This window comes from Flavihumibacter petaseus NBRC 106054 (genome assembly GCF_000974785.1).
Taxonomy (GTDB): Bacteria; Bacteroidota; Bacteroidia; order Chitinophagales; family Chitinophagaceae; genus Flavihumibacter; species Flavihumibacter petaseus.
In genome coordinates this window covers 634,404-650,544 of the sequence record NZ_BBWV01000002.1, presented here as the reverse complement: position 1 = coordinate 650,544, position 16,141 = coordinate 634,404, and the positions used below count along the sequence as shown (strand labels likewise).

General features: G+C 50.1%; 16 protein-coding genes. 14 read left to right on the top strand and 2 right to left on the bottom strand.

Annotated elements, in window-relative coordinates; translation table 11 throughout:
• The first annotated feature begins 22 nt into the window (after positions 1-22).
• Entirely contained in the window at positions 23-1,282 is a 1,260-nt protein-coding gene (locus tag FPE01S_RS12605) for a PQQ-dependent sugar dehydrogenase (protein ID WP_046369321.1), read from the top strand.
• Complete coding sequence (locus FPE01S_RS12600) at positions 1,279-2,250, top strand: 2-hydroxyacid dehydrogenase (protein WP_046369320.1); 972 nt, start codon at positions 1,279-1,281, stop codon at positions 2,248-2,250. Before FPE01S_RS12605 ends, FPE01S_RS12600 begins: the two co-directional genes overlap by 4 nt.
• Here the strand turns inward: FPE01S_RS12600 and FPE01S_RS12595 are convergent.
• On the bottom strand, positions 2,231-3,148 hold the full coding sequence (locus FPE01S_RS12595) for a sugar phosphate isomerase/epimerase family protein (protein ID WP_072053989.1): 918 nt from the start codon (positions 3,146-3,148) through the stop codon (positions 2,231-2,233). The two genes, FPE01S_RS12600 and FPE01S_RS12595, sit on opposite strands and share 20 nt — an antisense overlap.
• Positions 3,149-3,197: 49 nt before the next feature.
• On the opposite strand from FPE01S_RS12595, the gene FPE01S_RS12590 reads away from it, so the two are divergent.
• Positions 3,198-4,841, top strand: a complete 1,644-nt coding sequence (locus FPE01S_RS12590; protein ID WP_046369319.1) for an amidohydrolase — start codon at positions 3,198-3,200, stop codon at positions 4,839-4,841.
• A 65-nt stretch (positions 4,842-4,906) separates the two neighbouring features.
• On the opposite strand, the gene FPE01S_RS12585 is transcribed toward FPE01S_RS12590, so the two are convergent.
• Positions 4,907-5,365 carry a DUF892 family protein gene (locus tag FPE01S_RS12585; RefSeq protein ID WP_052955747.1) on the bottom strand — a complete coding sequence of 153 codons (459 nt, stop codon included), beginning with the start codon at positions 5,363-5,365 and terminating at the stop codon, positions 4,907-4,909.
• A 59-nt stretch (positions 5,366-5,424) separates the two neighbouring features.
• On the opposite strand from FPE01S_RS12585, the gene FPE01S_RS12580 reads away from it, so the two are divergent.
• The 11 genes from FPE01S_RS12580 to FPE01S_RS12530 all read left to right on the top strand — a co-directional run bounded on the left by FPE01S_RS12580 (position 5,425) and on the right by FPE01S_RS12530 (position 16,138).
• On the top strand, positions 5,425-5,907 hold the full coding sequence (locus FPE01S_RS12580; RefSeq protein ID WP_245623994.1) for a low affinity iron permease family protein: 483 nt from the start codon (positions 5,425-5,427) through the stop codon (positions 5,905-5,907).
• Between the two features lie 8 nt (positions 5,908-5,915).
• Positions 5,916-7,163, top strand: coding sequence for a S8 family serine peptidase (locus tag FPE01S_RS12575; protein WP_052955746.1), 1,248 nt, complete (start codon positions 5,916-5,918; stop codon positions 7,161-7,163).
• 32 nt (positions 7,164-7,195) lie between these two features.
• On the top strand, positions 7,196-7,396 hold the full coding sequence (locus FPE01S_RS12570) for a hypothetical protein (RefSeq protein WP_046369318.1): 201 nt from the start codon (positions 7,196-7,198) through the stop codon (positions 7,394-7,396).
• A gap of 25 nt (positions 7,397-7,421) precedes the next feature.
• Positions 7,422-8,048: a Pr6Pr family membrane protein gene (locus FPE01S_RS12565; protein WP_046369317.1), complete on the top strand. Its 627-nt coding sequence runs from the start codon at positions 7,422-7,424 to the stop codon at positions 8,046-8,048.
• Positions 8,049-8,056: 8 nt separating this feature from the next.
• A complete protein-coding gene (locus tag FPE01S_RS12560) occupies positions 8,057-8,596 on the top strand; it encodes a DUF1415 domain-containing protein (RefSeq protein ID WP_046369316.1) in 540 nt (179 codons plus the stop codon).
• A 103-nt stretch (positions 8,597-8,699) separates the two neighbouring features.
• The gene (locus FPE01S_RS12555) at positions 8,700-9,275 is read left to right on the top strand and encodes an RNA polymerase sigma-70 factor (RefSeq protein WP_046369315.1); all 576 of its coding nucleotides are present in this window, start codon (positions 8,700-8,702) and stop codon (positions 9,273-9,275) included.
• Positions 9,272-10,240: a FecR domain-containing protein gene (locus tag FPE01S_RS12550; RefSeq protein ID WP_046369314.1), complete on the top strand. Its 969-nt coding sequence runs from the start codon at positions 9,272-9,274 to the stop codon at positions 10,238-10,240. The genes FPE01S_RS12555 and FPE01S_RS12550 overlap by 4 nt, the downstream gene beginning before the upstream one ends.
• A complete protein-coding gene (locus FPE01S_RS12545) occupies positions 10,215-12,008 on the top strand; it encodes a carboxypeptidase-like regulatory domain-containing protein (RefSeq protein ID WP_083990250.1) in 1,794 nt (597 codons plus the stop codon). The genes FPE01S_RS12550 and FPE01S_RS12545 overlap by 26 nt, the downstream gene beginning before the upstream one ends.
• A 65-nt stretch (positions 12,009-12,073) precedes the next feature.
• Positions 12,074-14,422 (top strand): TonB-dependent receptor, encoded by a 2,349-nt coding sequence (locus tag FPE01S_RS12540; RefSeq protein ID WP_052955745.1) that lies wholly within the window; start codon positions 12,074-12,076, stop codon positions 14,420-14,422.
• 12 nt (positions 14,423-14,434) lie between these two features.
• Positions 14,435-15,145, top strand: a complete 711-nt coding sequence (locus tag FPE01S_RS12535; protein ID WP_083990249.1) for a head GIN domain-containing protein — start codon at positions 14,435-14,437, stop codon at positions 15,143-15,145.
• Positions 15,146-15,154: 9 nt separating this feature from the next.
• Positions 15,155-16,138: a YpdA family putative bacillithiol disulfide reductase gene (locus tag FPE01S_RS12530; protein WP_046369311.1), complete on the top strand. Its 984-nt coding sequence runs from the start codon at positions 15,155-15,157 to the stop codon at positions 16,136-16,138.
• The last annotated feature ends 3 nt before the right edge of the window (positions 16,139-16,141 follow it).

Below are 16,141 nucleotides of genomic sequence, written 5' to 3'. Positions count from 1 at the left end.
ATAATATTTTAACCTTTCTCATATGACTACATTCAACCTCAACATTCTCTTCGGACTCCTGGCAGCAGGCGCAACAGGCCTCTATGCAGGCAGTTGCAAGAGCGACTCCGGACCAGGCGGCCCTGATTCACCAGCAGTTACCGACACCACCACTCTCGGCGTGGAAACGCAAAAACCCAATACAGATTATAAACCTGCATTTGAGGGACAAACCAGGATCAGAAAAGTAACCACTGCAACCACCTGGGAGGGTAAAGCCATCGCCACCAACCTGAACAGTCCCTGGGGCATAACCACGCTTCCTGACGGCCGTCTGCTGATCACCGAAAAAAAAGGCACCTTAAGGATCGCAACCACTACCGGTAATGTCAGCGCTCCCATTGGCGGAGTGCCAGCCGTAAATGCAGCCGGTCAGGGTGGCCTGCTGGGCGTCACCATTGACCCGGCATTCGAACAGAACAGGATGATCTACTGGGTTTTCTCTGAAAAAACCGCTGACGGCAACCTTACTGCAGTGGCCAAAGGAAAACTTTCAGCGGATGAAAAATCAGTGGAACAGGCAACCGTAATTTATGAGGCAACTCCGGCATATAAAAGCAACCTGCATTATGGCGGCAGAATACTATTCGACAAAACAGGAAACCTGATCGTCACCACCGGTGAAAGATCAGACCTTGCCACCAGGCCGCTTGCACAGTCGCTCGATGCCGCACTGGGTAAAGTATTAAGAATAACGACCGAAGGAAAACCAGCTCCCGGCAACCCATTTGAAGGAAGGGCTGACGCGAGGCCGGAAATCTACTCCTACGGTCATCGCAATGTTCAGTCACTGGCATTCCATCCTGTAACCGGAGATATCTGGGAAGGAGAATTCGGGCCCCGTGGTGGTGACGAGATCAACCGGATCCAGCCCGGAAAAAACTATGGCTGGCCCACCATTACCTACGGAATAGAATATGCAGGTCCAAAAGTGGGAGAAGGCATCACACAAAAAGATGGAATGGAACAGCCTGTCTATTATTGGGATCCTGTCCTTTCCCCAAGCGGCATGACCTTCTATACCGGTAACCGTATTCCGGAATGGCAGAACAATCTTTTTATTTGCGGTCTGAGCAGCATGCATATCGCCCGGCTTGTGATCGACAACAACAATAAAGTGACCGGTGAAGAGAGACTCCTTGCTGATCAGAATCAACGATTCCGCGATATTACGCAGGGAAAAGACGGGGCATTGTATGCCGTAACGGATATGGGTAAACTCTACCGTATCGATAAAAAATGAGAATTTTTATTACGCGGGTGATCGCTGCAAACGCTGTCAGCCTGCTGGAAACAGCGGGCTGCCAGGTAGTGCAGCATGAAAGCAAATCTGAGCTTTCCCCAAATCACCTGATCAGCCTGTTACAGGATTTTGATGCGTTACTGAGTGTCGGCGGACCAGTGATGGACGGCGAGTTCCTCCGGCGCTGCCGGCATCTGAAAGCCATTGCCCTGATGAGCGCCGGCTTTGACAAGATTGACCTGGATGAAGCTGCCGCGCTTGGCATTCCCGTGAGCAACACCCCGGGAGTGCTGAGCAATGCCACGGCAGATGTCGCCTTTCTCCTCATGCTGGCAGTTTCGAGGAACGCATTTCAGATGCATAAGGAAATACTAAAGGGCAACTGGAATTTTTTCGACCCGATGGCCAACCTTGGCCGGGACCTGGAAGGTCGCACACTCGGCATCTTCGGCATGGGAAATATTGGCCTGGTGATGGCCAGAAAGGCAGCCGCTGCATTCGGAATGAAGATCCTCTATCATAACCGGAGCAAGCTTTCACCGGAACAAAATTTGGTGCAGGCCACCTGGGTTGATTTTGACACCCTGCTGCAGGAAAGTGATGTCATCTCGGTACACGCCAACCTTTATCCCGCAACAACAGGCATCTTTAACCGCGACGCGTTCCGGCGCATGAAACCGGGCGCCATTTTCATCAATGCGGCCAGGGGAAAGATCCATGAGGAGCAGGCACTCATTGAAGCGTTGCAGAAAGGCTGGATCTGGGGCGCCGGACTTGATGTAACCAACCCCGAACCAATGGCTCCAGGCAATCCCCTCCTGGAAATGCCCAACGTATGTGTATTGCCGCACATTGGCTCTGCAACACTTGAGACCAGGACAAAGATGGCGGTAATGGCGGCAGAGAACCTCATCGCTGTTAAAAACGGATTGTCAATGCCGCAGCAGATCACCCCCAGATCTTCCTGAAAGCCTGGGGGAAATCCGGGATAGCCACTTCCGGTTCAGCAATTTCCGGATGCCAGAGCTTCTCCCATTCGAAACTATAAAACCCTTTATAAGAAGAGGCTTTCAACGATGTAATGGCTTCTTTTAATGGGGCCTCCCCCTGACCAAGCAATACATAGTTTTCTTTTCCATCGCGTTTAACTGAGTCTTTAATATGGGTATGATATATATAGGGTTTGAGTTTGGCAAACACCTGAGCCGGACTCTCTTTGCTAACCGTCCACATATTGTAGATATCCCAGATAAGCCCGGTATCCGGTGCTGTCACCTGTTTCATTACGGCCAGGATATCGTCTGACCAGACCAGTTCTCCATGGGTTTCCATCAGCACCCTTACTTTTTTTCCCGCGGCGTAGGTACCCAGCTCCTGCAGGCCTTCGGCTATCCGGGCCAGTACAACGGCCTTCTCCTCCTCTTTGGGAAGATTATTAGGGAACACCCGAACATTGGTGCCACCCAGTGAGGCTGCCAGATCGATGAATCTTTTCGCACTATCCAGGTTTGACTGGCGCTTAACCATATCAGCATGATGCAACTCTGCAGAAGATCCCAATCCTGCAATCACCAGGCCTTTCTCCCGGATCAGCCGGGAAGTTTGTTTGATGGCTTCAGGTGAGCTGAACAACGGAGATTTAGGCAAATCAAGTTCCCCCTGGATACCCCTGATCTCAATACCGTTATATTGGAATTGCACAGCAGTGTTCAGGATCTTTTCGAGCGGCCATTTCGGACAACCCAATGTAGAAAAGGATAAAAGCGGTGTTTTCTTCCTGATACCGCCTATCATCTCCCAGGGATGCTGCAGGCTGATAGCGCCGCCCGCCAGTGTCATGTTCCGGATAAAACTTCGTCTGTTCATAACAGTCAGCAATTTTACTTTACTGCAAAAATGTGTAGTTTAGTCGCTTATGGAATGTACATCAAAAACCGATAAATATTCCTTTCTGAAAATATTCCTCGCGGGCGCGCTGGTGGCATTATTCCTGCCGGTTGCAGCACAGGTTGCCGACCTGGTACTCGTAAACGGCAAGATCTTTACAGGTGTTGGTGATGCCGGTTTCGCCAATGCAGTAGCCATCCGGGGAAATACCATTCTCGCAGTTGGCTCCAATGCAAACATCCGTCGTCACATCGGCAAGGCCACCCGTCAGATTGATCTGAAAGGAAAGACTGTGATTCCGGGCATCAATGATGCGCATTATCATCATCGCCCTGCTCACCTTGGATATACGATAGACTTTCCTGAAACAGGTGTTGCCGAGTGGTCTGCCTGCCGCGATTCGTTGATGCAAGCCATTGCAAATACTCCTGCAGGCACCTGGATCTTTGGCAGCCTGGATATCGGGGTGATGTCGGATACCAGTATCAACCGTTACCTGCTGGACAGCCTTTCCTCCGATCACCCGATCTGGCTGGCAGCCTATTGGGGGCATGGAAGCATTCTGAACAGCGCCGCCCTGAAGGCACTTGACATTACCGGACACCAGGCAGATCCTCCCGGTGGCATGATGGAAAGAACAGGTGAGGGAATCATTAACGGCAGGCTACAGGAAGAAGCCCAGTTGTACGGCCAGCCCCTGCCCTTCATCAAAGACGATCTTGCCATAACAAGCCTCCGGCAACTGGCAAGGGATGCTTCCGGCTGGGGCATTACCACGATTCAGAATATGTGTACCGCTGCAACACCGGAGGTTTACGGCCGGTGGCTGCCGGCAGCAGAATTCCCGCTGCGCATGCGTCTGATCCGCTGGGGTAAACTCAGTAACGATGATTATTCCCGGCTTTCCAATCCATCACTCGACAAATGGTTGCAGGGAAGCAGGTATTATACCGGCGGTATAAAATGGATGCTTGACGGAACGCCGCTCGAACGGGGAGCAGCAATGTCAACTGACTATGCAGACAAACGATTCTGGAAAGGCAGCCTGAACTACAATGAGGCGGAACTGGCTACCATTATTAAGTGGTCTGCCGCAACCGATCGCCCATTGCATATTCATGCTGTTGGCGATCGCAGCATTGCAACGCTGATCAACGGGCTGGAGAAAAATGAATCCGCCGGAAAGATACCGCGGATCCGTATTGAGCACGGCGATGGCATCAGACCCGAACATTACAACGCGCTGAAGAAACAAAAGATCATCGTCGTGCAAAACCCTGCCCACCTGATGATGGATTCGGTGATGCGCCTTCGTTGGCAAGCAGGTGTTCTGCAAACTGCCCTTCCCCTGAAATCACTTCTGCGGGCCGGGATTCCCCTGGCACTGGGCAGTGATGGCCCCATGAATCCATACCTGAATATTTTCTTTGCCTGTGTTCATCCTCTCCGGCCCCAGGAAGCGCTGACTGTCAGGGAAGCTGTTTCTGCCTACACTTTGGGATCAGCAAAAGCAGAAGGCCGCGAAAAGACAAAAGGAACAATAGAAAAGGGAAAAGTGGCTGACCTTGCCGTGTTGTCACAGGACATTTTCGCTGTTCCCTTGCAACAGTTACCCGGCACCCGCAGTGTACTCACCATTCTTGATGGCAAGATCGTACATGTAAGCTTTTAGCCCATACTGGCCCTGTCATTGATATCATTGGAAATTGAACTGAGTTTTACATCAGCATCCTTTTCCTAGCTTAGCACTTCCGTGAGCAGGTCGGCAACATCTTCCCTGCCCAGGTGAATGGCAAATGATACCATAGAACCATAGGCTGCTATCTCGTAATGTTCAGCTTTCTGTGCGCTCATGATCAGTGCGGCATCTTTAGCTGCTCCCGCTTCATGTTGTTCCACTACCTCCAGGGCTTCCTCAGAAAGTCCCGCCATAGCGGCACAACGTTTTCCCGAAGCCTCTTTTCCAAGTAGTTTGAATACCTGTTCCACGATCGCTACATGCTCCCTGGTTTGACCAAGATGTGCATCAAAAGCTTCCTTCAGGAGCTCATCGGTAGCTGCTGCGGACAACTTCGGCAACGTTTTCACCAGGTGATTTTCCGCCCAGTAAATATCCTTCAGCGACTCGTCAAGGATCTTTCCAAGGTGCTCAGCATGCTGTGTTCCCTGCCGGGTTGATTTTTTTGTGTTTGACATGATCTTCAGTTTAATAGTTACGACTACCTGACGGAATTTTCAACAATCGTTCCAATGCCATGCTACTTTCCCTGGTGGAACATCATTACAGGCAGGTGCATATATTCCCCGGATCAGAACATGGCATGTATTTTTTGTGGAGTAAAAAAAGCAATATGTCACTTCATGCCAAACAACCCAGCAAGCCGGCACTTCTATTTGACAAAATAGCCGGAAAAATTACCCGTGCTGTAGGAAGTCCCTATGCTTTTATCATTGCCACAATAATCGTTATTGGCTGGGCAATTACAGGGCCCGTTGCACATTATTCAGAAACATGGCAGCTGATCATCAATACGGGAACCACCATCATCACCTTCCTGATGGTATTTATCATTCAGCAGTCGCAAAACAAAGACACTATGGCCATACAACTGAAACTGAATGAATTGATCCAGGCCATTGAAAAAGCGGATAACAAACTGATTGACATTGAAGATCTCACTGAAGAAGAGATCGAGGCAATCAAAAAGAAATACATCGACTTGTCGGATCAGGCGTAAATTTGAGGATGTCCAGATCCTACGTAACCATTCCGGCAATCACCCTGCGCGATGACGAACGCAAACCAAGATATACCGGCCGAAAACTGGTACTGATCAACCGCGCTTCCAACAGCAGCCAGGTAATCAGCCATGCCAGGAAACATTCCCTCCGGCTGGCCGCTGTTTCCGATTTCAGCAAGGCAAAAACAGGAGACTATCTCAACGAAGCATTCCGGCAGGCGGACGGCATTTATTTTGACCGGTTGAAGGTAGCGGTGATCAATGAGTCCGCTGAACCGCTCCTCAAACCTGCACTTTCTTCCGGCAAACAAAAACAGCCGCATTTCCTGTTTACAGAACAGGAAAGATATGTGTATGCAATAGCATCCCGCCGACGCGCATCAGCAGACTATACCGATAATGCGGCAGCCAGCTGGGGAATCCATGCAATGAATATCCTGGGCAGCCCCCTGAAAGGAAAAAACATTCCGGTTGCGGTGCTTGATACGGGTGCAGACACAACACATCCTGATCTCCATCCCAGGATCCGCAGAAAAAAGACATTCGTCAGCGGTCAGCAGGTAACCGACCTGAACGGACACGGCTCGCATTGCGCCGGACTGGCAGCCGGCAACCAGCATGCAACCAGGGGATTCCGGTATGGCGTTGCACCGCTTGCATCTCTGCTGATTGGTAAGGTATTGAACAACCAGGGAGAAGGAACCGATGCAAACATACTTGCCGGTATTGAATGGGCGTTGGACAATAAGTGCCGTGTCGTTTCACTGTCGCTCGGCAGTGAAACCTATGAAGGAGAAACATGGTCCCGCATCTATGAGTCAGTGGCAGCAGAATGCCTCAAACAGAATTGCCTGATCATCGCTGCCGCAGGCAACGAAAGTGCAAGAGCAGAGAAACTGATCTCCCCGGTAGCGCATCCTGCCAACTGCCCATCCATCATGGCAGTGGGCGCATTGACAGCAAACCTCGGTATTGCGGAATTTTCCTGTGGCGGCATCAATCCGGATGGCGGACAGATAGACATTGCAGCTCCCGGCGTAAATATCTGGAGCGCGTGGAAGAATAAGGGTTACCGCCGGGAATCGGGAACATCAGCGGCAACCCCGATGGTAGCAGGCCTTGCGGCGCTGTTGCTGGAAGCGGAACCGACGCTGACGGCTCCTGCCCTGTGGATGAAACTGGTACAAACTGCAAAGCGGCTGAATCTCCCGGCTACTGATGTTGGTGCAGGCCTTGCGTTTATACGCAGTTAGGATCGCTTGCAATACTAGCGTAACTTACAACTATGAAATTTGTAGCGGTGGTTTCAGACAAAACCCAGATCACGGCTATTGCCGGCAAGCTCAAAATGCTGGGATGCAAGGTGGAGCAGGTATTGAAGCGGACCGGGGTAATTACCGGAGATTCCCTTCATATTCCGCTTGAAACACTGCAAATTGGTGGAATCGCTTCCATCGCACCGGAACAGGTGCGCAAAGCGCAGTAAGCCAATTAATGCCTATTTTTCCCATATGCGACTACAAAAAATAGCGGCTGTTTTTGCTGTCCTTTTGTGGTTTTCCGTGATCGGCCAGCTTTACCTGATCATTGAAAACCGCCAGCAAAGCCTGACCACCACCATCATCCGGTTTTTCACCTATTTCACGATACTGACAAATATCCTCGTGGCAATCTGCTATACCGCGATCGCATGGTTTCCCCTTTCAGCTGCAGGCAAGTTCTTTCAGCGTGCTTCCCCCTTCACGGCAGTAACCGTTTATATCTGCATCGTAGGGATAGTCTATCAGTTACTGCTGCGCCATGTCTGGAACCCCCAGGGCTTTCAAAAGCTGGTCGACGAATTATTGCATACTGTTAATCCCCTGGCTGCACTGGCGGTATGGTGGTGGCTGAAGCCAGCCGGAAAAATACCCTTTACGCAACTGCTTCCCTGGCTGGTCTACCCGGTACTGTACCTGGGCTGGGTGCTGACTTATGGCGCTTACAGCGGCTACTACCCCTACCCCTTTGTGAATGTCAGTCAGCTGGGCTACCCGGTAACATTATTGCATGCCTTGTATATAGCCCTGTTCTTCCTGCTGCTTGGTTCGATCCTGATCCTCACCGCTAACAGGCGCCATAGAAACGCGATTTCTTAAATTGCAGCATGAATGAGGAGACCATCATCCAACATACCCGCCGGTGGATCGAAGATGTAGTGATCGGCTGTAACTTCTGCCCTTTCGCCAAAAGGGAAATGGACAGGGGTACCATTTTCTACAGGGTCGTATCTGATGCCCCTGATTTATTCCTGTTGTTAAGGGAGGAAATGGAGCGGCTGGACAATACACCCGCACTTGAAACCACGCTGATCATATTACCCGAACAGCTTACTGCGTTTACAGACTATCTTGACATGCTTTATCAGCTGGAGGACTTCCTGATTCAGGAAGAATACGAAGGAATTTATCAGTTGGCCAGCTTTCATCCGCAATACAAGTTCGAAGGATCAACCGCAGACGATCCGGCCAATTTCACCAACCGTTCGCCTTACCCGATGTTTCACCTGCTCCGGGAAGAAAGCATCGAAAAAGCATTGGAATTCTATCCTGATGATCCGGACGATATCCCTGACCGTAATATCCGGTTCGCCCGCCAGAAAGGCCTTGCCTATATGGAAGTACTCCGGAAAGCCTGTTTTGAATAAATAATTCCTGCCGGCATAGGGGTAAAATGACAGACGGTTGTCGTATACAAAAGCCTATTTGCGAGAAGCCGTTATATTTGACAGGAGATACCAATCGATCCGCATGGCGTTACCAACTCCCGGTGTTTTTCAACTGAATACCGATGAGGGCATACAGGGATTTGAGGCGGTTTTTAAATCACATTTTAAAAGCCTGCATGCCTATGCATTGTCTATGGTAAAAGAAGAAACCCTGGCGGAAGAGATGGTTCAGAATGTTTTTGTGCGGCTTTGGGAAAAGAAAGAATCACTCGATATCCGGCAGTCCGCCACCGCTTACCTTTATCGATCCGTTTACAACGAGTGTCTCAACCACCTCAAACACCAGCAGGTCAGATCAGCCTACCGGCAGTTTGCTTTGTCGCGGCAGGAAGACAACAGGTTTCCCGCCACCGGCAAACTTCAACTGGGTGAACTGCAGCGGCAGCTGGACCAGGCTTTGCAGGAGCTGCCCGAACAATGCCGCACCATCTTCCAGATGAGTCGCTTTGAGGAGCTTAAATACCAGGAAATTGCCGATAAATTGGGGTTATCCATTAAAACGATTGAAAATCAAATGGGAAAGGCGCTGCGGATCCTGCGGGAAAAACTGGTTGACTTTCTTCCATTACTAATATTCCTGTTTAATCAACAAAATTGACCTATCCCGGACCATATGAACCCGAAGATCTGCTGATCAAGCTGCTGGCAGATGAAGCTACGCCAGAAGAGAAAGCCTGGCTCGAAGCCTGGCTTGACCTTGACCCCGCCAATCGCCGCCAGCTGGAAGACTTTCGCCGCATCTGGACGGAAAGCCGACATATTGCAGCAATTTCCACAGTAGATGAAAACGCAGCCTGGAACAGGTTTCAGGAAAGGGTGCAACATCAGCCCCGGGTAATCCGGCCGCGATTTGGGCTGCTGAGGGCCGCAGCTATCATTGGCCTGTTGATCGGCATATCCGGTATTGTTTACCTGTTTATCCGGAGCAGCGTAGACAGGGAGCCGATAGCATGGGCTTCAGGTACCACTCCTGCATCCCGGACGCTTTCGGACGGCAGCACCGTCGTACTGAACAAATCCTCCCAATTGGATTATCCGAAAGCCTTTCGTGGAAAAGAGCGCGCTGTTACGCTGAAAGGGGAAGGTTTTTTTAAGGTAACACCCGACAAACAGCACCCCTTCGTGGTCAGAACGGGCAATGTGATCATAACGGTGCTCGGCACTTCCTTTAATATCCGGCAGGCAGGCAATAAGACCATTGTCACCGTCGCCAGCGGAAAAGTTCAGGTATCCCGCAACGCGCAGCAGATCACACTGGGACCTGGTGAAAAAACCATAGTGCCAGACAAAGATACCCTGCTGCAAAAAACCGGCGAACCTGACAAGCTGTATCAGTATTATTCAACCCGTACCTTCGTGTGCGACAATACGCCCCTCTGGAAACTGGCGGAAACACTGGAACAGGCCTATAACGTCAAAATCGATATCAGGACGCCGGCGCTCCGCGAATTGCGGCTTACCACAACCTTCCACGAAGAACCCCTGGAACAGATCATCAGGGTCATCACCGAAACATTCGATATAAAAGCCAGCCGGAATGGGGAGAACTATATTCTCGAGTAAACAGATCGTACTCATATTGATTTTGCTGGCTGTTACGGTTTCTTCCAAAGCACAATTGCTGAACAGGGAAATAACACTGGCACCGAACCGGCAATCCGTGGAAGACCTGCTTGAGCTCATCAGCAACCAGGGCAATTTCTACTTCAGCTACAACAGCAGTATTCTGCGGCGCGACAGTATTGTCAGTTATCCCGGTGGTACGCGCACCGTCAGGGCCGCCCTCAACCTGATCTTCCCTTCCGGATACGAATTCAGAGAGTCGGAAAACTATATCATCATCCGGAGAACACCCATCAGGATTCAACTGATCACCAATGAACAGCCAGCCGGGGAAAACAATTACTTTGTAACGGGTGTGGTGCGCGATGACCAGACTGGCGAACGCATCGCGGCCGCCAGTATTTATGAGAAAGAAAGACTGGCAGCTACGCTGACGGATGAATCCGGCGCTTTCCGGCTCCGCCTGAAAAGCCGCTACAGCAATGCCTCGCTGACGGTAAGCAAGGAATTTTATGAAGATACGACCGTCCGTATCCGGTCGGGTTACAACCAGGCCGTTACCATTACCCTGTCTCCTGTTGAATTCAGTGGCGCTGACGTAATTGTAGCTCCCGGCATCGGCACCGTACCCGATTCATTGTTTATTGCCGTGCCGCAGCCTGACAGCAGCAGCATCCTGTATATCTATAAAAAGATGGATTCGCTGAAAGTGCAGCGCACTGCCCTCGGCAAATTCCTTTTGTCGTCGCGCCTTAAAGCCCAAAGCATTAACCTCAGCAAATTCTTTACCGTCAGACCCGTGCAGGTTTCACTTACTCCCGGATTGTCCAGCAACGGCAAGCTGAATGCGCAGGTGGTTAACAACTTTTCCTTTAACGTCTTTGGAGGATACAGCGGCGGTGTTAAAGGATTTGAGCTCGGCGGTCTTTTCAACATGGACAAAAAAGACGTACAATATGTGCAGGTGGGCGGCCTCTTCAATATTGTAGGGGGAAACATGACGGGTGTTCAGATCGGTGGCTTAAGCAATACCGTTCTTGGAAGTGGTGACGGCCTTCAGATCGGTGGCCTGAATAATTTCACAGCAAAATCAGTGAGAGGCGTACAGGTATCGGGCATCAGCAATTATACCGGAAGGTCACTGACCGGGATGCAGCTCGGTGGTGTGACCAATTTTGTAAGAGATACACTGAAAGGAGCACAAATTGGCGGCGTGATCAACTTTGCCAGGAAGCTGAAAGGGGTTCAGATAGGATTGATCAATGTAGCAGACACATCGGAGGGCTACAGCATCGGGCTGATCAACATTGTATTGAAAGGCTATCATAAACTTGCATTTTACAACAATGAGGTCACCCCATTCAATGCTGCATTCAAAACAGGCAATCACAAATTGTATAGCATACTGCTGGGTGGCGTTCATCCTGATACCACCAAAAGAATCGTAACATTCGGTTATGGTGTTGGCACTGACCTGTCTTTCGGAAAAACCTTTGGCATGATGGCCGAATTCTCTGCACAATATTGTTATCTCGGCACCTGGGATTATCTCAACCTGTTGAACAGGGCAAGCGTTCAGCTTCGCGTAAGAATCTCAAAATGGCTGGAAGTGTATGCTGGTCCGGCTTTCAGCGTAATGATCAGTGACCAGCCTGCTGCGGTGAAAGGTTGGCAATATCCCATACCATCCGGTTCGTTCAAGACCTATGACCTGGGTGAGAACCGCACAGGTTGGCTCGGATGGCATGCGGGATTTCAATTATTTTAACAGATTTTATCTTTTGGCGGATGGGGGTAAGAAGAACGTTGGTTGTCGGATGACAAACGACGATCATGATGTTTAAATATTGGAAAAACCTTATCGGCATTTTCGGAATACTGATTCCCTTTCTCTTAAGCGCACAGGTAACACAGACCCTTCGCGGGCAGGTAACTGATCAGTTGCTGCAAACACCTGTAGCGGGTGCTACTGTGAGCCTGCCTGCACTCAACCGCAAAACCGTTACGGATCAACAGGGCTACTTCCGGTTTGACCAGGTACCCATTGGCATCCAGCAACTGAATATCACGCACACCGGGTACCAGGAGATCTGGATGGATAACCTCAACCTGATCTCCGGTAAGGAAATGGTATTGTCGGTTCCTATGCAATTATCCATCAAAAGCGAAGCAGAAGTGGTTGTCAAGGCAAAGGCTTTACGAACCAAACCACTGAATGAGCTCAGTGTTGTCAGCGCCCGTGCTTTCAGCGTGGAAGAAACCCAGCGCTACGCTGCTGCGGTCAATGATCCGTTGCGGATGGCCACCAGCTTTGCAGGCGTTGTGGGTTCTGATGATGGTGGAAACAACATTGTGATCAGGGGCAATGCGCCGTCCGGATTGTTATGGCGTATGGAAGGGGTTGACATTCCCAATCCCAATCACTTTGCGAGTGCAAACAGCAGCGGTGGCGGGATCTCCATTCTCAGTGCCCAGCTGCTCTCCACTTCTGATTTTGTTACCGGTGCATTTGCAGCAGAGTACGGTAACGCACTCGGCGGTGCATTCGATCTCCATCTGCGCAAAGGAAACAATGAGAAAAGAGAATATACCGCACAGATCGGGATGCTGGGACTGAACCTTGCGGCGGAAGGCCCGTTCAGCAAGCACTACAAAGGCTCCTACCTGGTGAATTACCGGTATTCTACATTGCAGTTGTTGGGAAAACTCGGCCTGGATATCGGTACCGGTTCCACAGACTTCCAGGACCTTTCCTTTAACATCAATCTTCCCGCAGGAAAGGCGGGAACATTTACCCTGTTCGGATTTGGTGGCCAGAGCGCTCAAAATTTTGATACGGAAACAGATCCCGTTAAATGGGAAACGGAAGCCGACCGGTATGGCGGCAAATATGAAGGCAAAACAGGTGTTGCCGGCATGACATACAGTTTGCCGATCGGTAAAAAAATTCAGTGGAAAACAAGGATCGCCTATTCACTGCAGGAAAACCAGTATGATGAACGATATGCAGAAAGACCTGACAGTATTCTCAACACCTACAAAGAATCCTATGATACCAGGAAGATGATCGCCAACACAGCCATACAATACCAGCTGAGCAATAAACATGCCTTCAGCGGAGGGCTCACCTTTACCGGTATCCGCTTCAACTACCTGCAACACAGCAGGGAAAATCCCGGCGACCCGGTACTGGAACGCATCAATACAACCGGCAATACCGGAACGGTTCAGGCTTTCGCTCAATGGCAATACCGGATGTCTGAAAAGTGGATGGTAACCGGCGGATTGCACTTCCTGCAACTCATGCTCAACAACACCAACGCCATTGAACCACGTGTGGCGATCCGGTATGATGCCGACCGCAAAAACAGTTTTGCATTCGGCTATGGCAGCCACAGCCAGATCCAGGGAATGGGTGTGTATTTTGCCGAAACACCGGATGGCAGTACACATTCATTACCCAATAAAAATCTTGATCTGACCCGCGCGCAGCATTTTGTATTGTCGTACAACAGGCTGTTGGGAAAAGGCCTGAAACTACGTGCAGAAGCCTATTACCAGATGCTCGCTGACGTGCCCATTAGCATTTATGACACCAGCACTTTCAGTACACTGAATATCATGGAAGACTTTGTTACCGATCCGCTGGTCAACAATGGCAAGGGAAGAAATTATGGGCTGGAGATTTCCTTTGAAAAACAATTGCGAAATCATTTTTACCTGTTGTTTTCCAATTCATTTTACAAGAGCCTTTACACGGCAGCTGATGGTGTGGAGCGCAACACCAGGTTCAATGGCGGACTCGCCTCAACACTCACCGCGGGAAAGGAATTCGTTCATCACACCAACAAACGCAGCTTTGGCGTCAATGGAAAACTGGTCTACCTCGGCGGCTACCGGGATACGCCGATCAACTTTGAAGCCTCAGAGCAATTGGGCTATACCAAATACTATGAAAACCTTGCCTTCTCACAACAGATGCCGGCGTACTTCCGTATGGATATCCGGCTGAGCATGAAGTGGAACCGGCCGCGCCATACCAGCACACTGTCACTTGACGTACAGAATCTTACCAACCGTGCCAATATTTATGGCAGGCGGTATGACCCGCTGAAAGGTGAAATCATCAATGAACACATGACAGGAATCATTCCTGTACTCAACTACGCCATACAATTTTAAAAATCAATAGTAATGAAGCAATCGATAATTTACCTGTTAGCAATGCTTGTTTCCCTGAACGCCTGCAAAAAGGTGAACGGCGATGGACCTGTGATCACAGAGCAGCGACAGCCCGGCAGTTTCACCGCCGTGCATTATGCCATACCGGGTACCCTGACCTTTGAAACGGGCAACGAACCGCGCCTGGAGATCAGGGCCCAGCAAAACATACTGGATGTGATCGAAACTTTTGTGAGTGGAGATGAACTGAGAATCCGTTTGCGGGAACATACCGTGATCCGCTCCTATGAACCTATTGAAGTACATGTTTATGGCAGCACACTCAATGGCCTTCACCTCAGCGGATCCGGGTCAGCCCAGGTAGCTTCACCCGTTAATACACAAAGACTCTGGCTGGAGTCAAGCGGAAGCGGCAGCATTTCGGTGATGAGCCTGTCAGCCAATGAACTGGAAACACGGATAAGCGGCAGCGGTAGTATCCGCATTCAAAACGGACAGGTGCAAACTGAAAAAATAAAAATCAGTGGCAGCGGTCAAACCGACCTGCGTGCAGTAACCGCCAAATCGGCCTATACGGAAACCAGTGGTTCCGGTGATATCTGGCTCTGGGCGGATGAATACCTGGAGAGTGAAATCTCCGGCAGTGGAAATGTCTGGTACAAAGGAACGCCTCAGATAAAACTCAAAGTGTCCGGTTCTGGCAGGGTGACGCCGATGCAGTAGATTTGGGGAATGACAAATGACGTATATGATGTGTTGATCATCGGCGGTGGTCCGATCGGACTGGCCTGTGGACTGGAAGCAAAAAAAGCAAAGCTTTCTTACGTGATCCTGGAAAAGGGTTGCCTGGTGAATTCCCTGTACCACTATCCGGCCAATATGACTTTCTTTTCAACATCAGAGCGACTGGAGATCGGCAATGTACCTTTCGTTTCCAATAATGCAAAGCCGACCCGCGCAGAGGCTCTTGAATATTACCGTCGTGTCACGACCAGTTTCGAATTGAACATCCGGCTGTTTGAGAAAGTCACTGGGGTAGAAAGGCAAAACGGCTGGTTTGCAGTGACCAGCATTAAAGAACAATACAAAGCCCGTCATATTATTATAGCGACGGGCTTTTTTGATATTCCCTATAAACTGAAAGTTCCTGGTGAGGAACTGGCCAAGGTCACGCACTATTACCAGGATCCTCATTTTTATGCCTTCCAGGACGTGGTGGTAGTAGGCGCGCAGAATTCCGCGGTAGATGCCGCATTGGAAACATGGCGCAAAGGCGCCCGGGTAACCATGATCATCCGGCAGGAAGAGGTGGGCAAAAGGGTCAAATACTGGGTGCGCCCGGATATTATCAACAGGATCAAAGAAGGTTCGATCAAAGCATATTTCAGCAGTTCCATTACCGCCATCCGTGAGCGGGAAGTAGACATTGCAACACCCGATGGCCCCATAACGCTCCCGAACGACTGGATTATTGCCATGACAGGATATGAGCCGAATCTCGCCTTCCTGGAATCGGTAGGGGTAGAATTATCCCTGGATGAAAGCAGGCGGCCTATCCTCCATGGAAAAACACAGGAGTCCAGTGTATCAGGCATTTATCTCGCCGGGGTGATCTGCGGCGGGATGGATACCCACAGTCTTTTCATAGAAAATTCCAGGATACATGCGAAAAGAATCATTTCTGACGTTAAAAGGAGGAGAAATGAAGTAAAATGATAA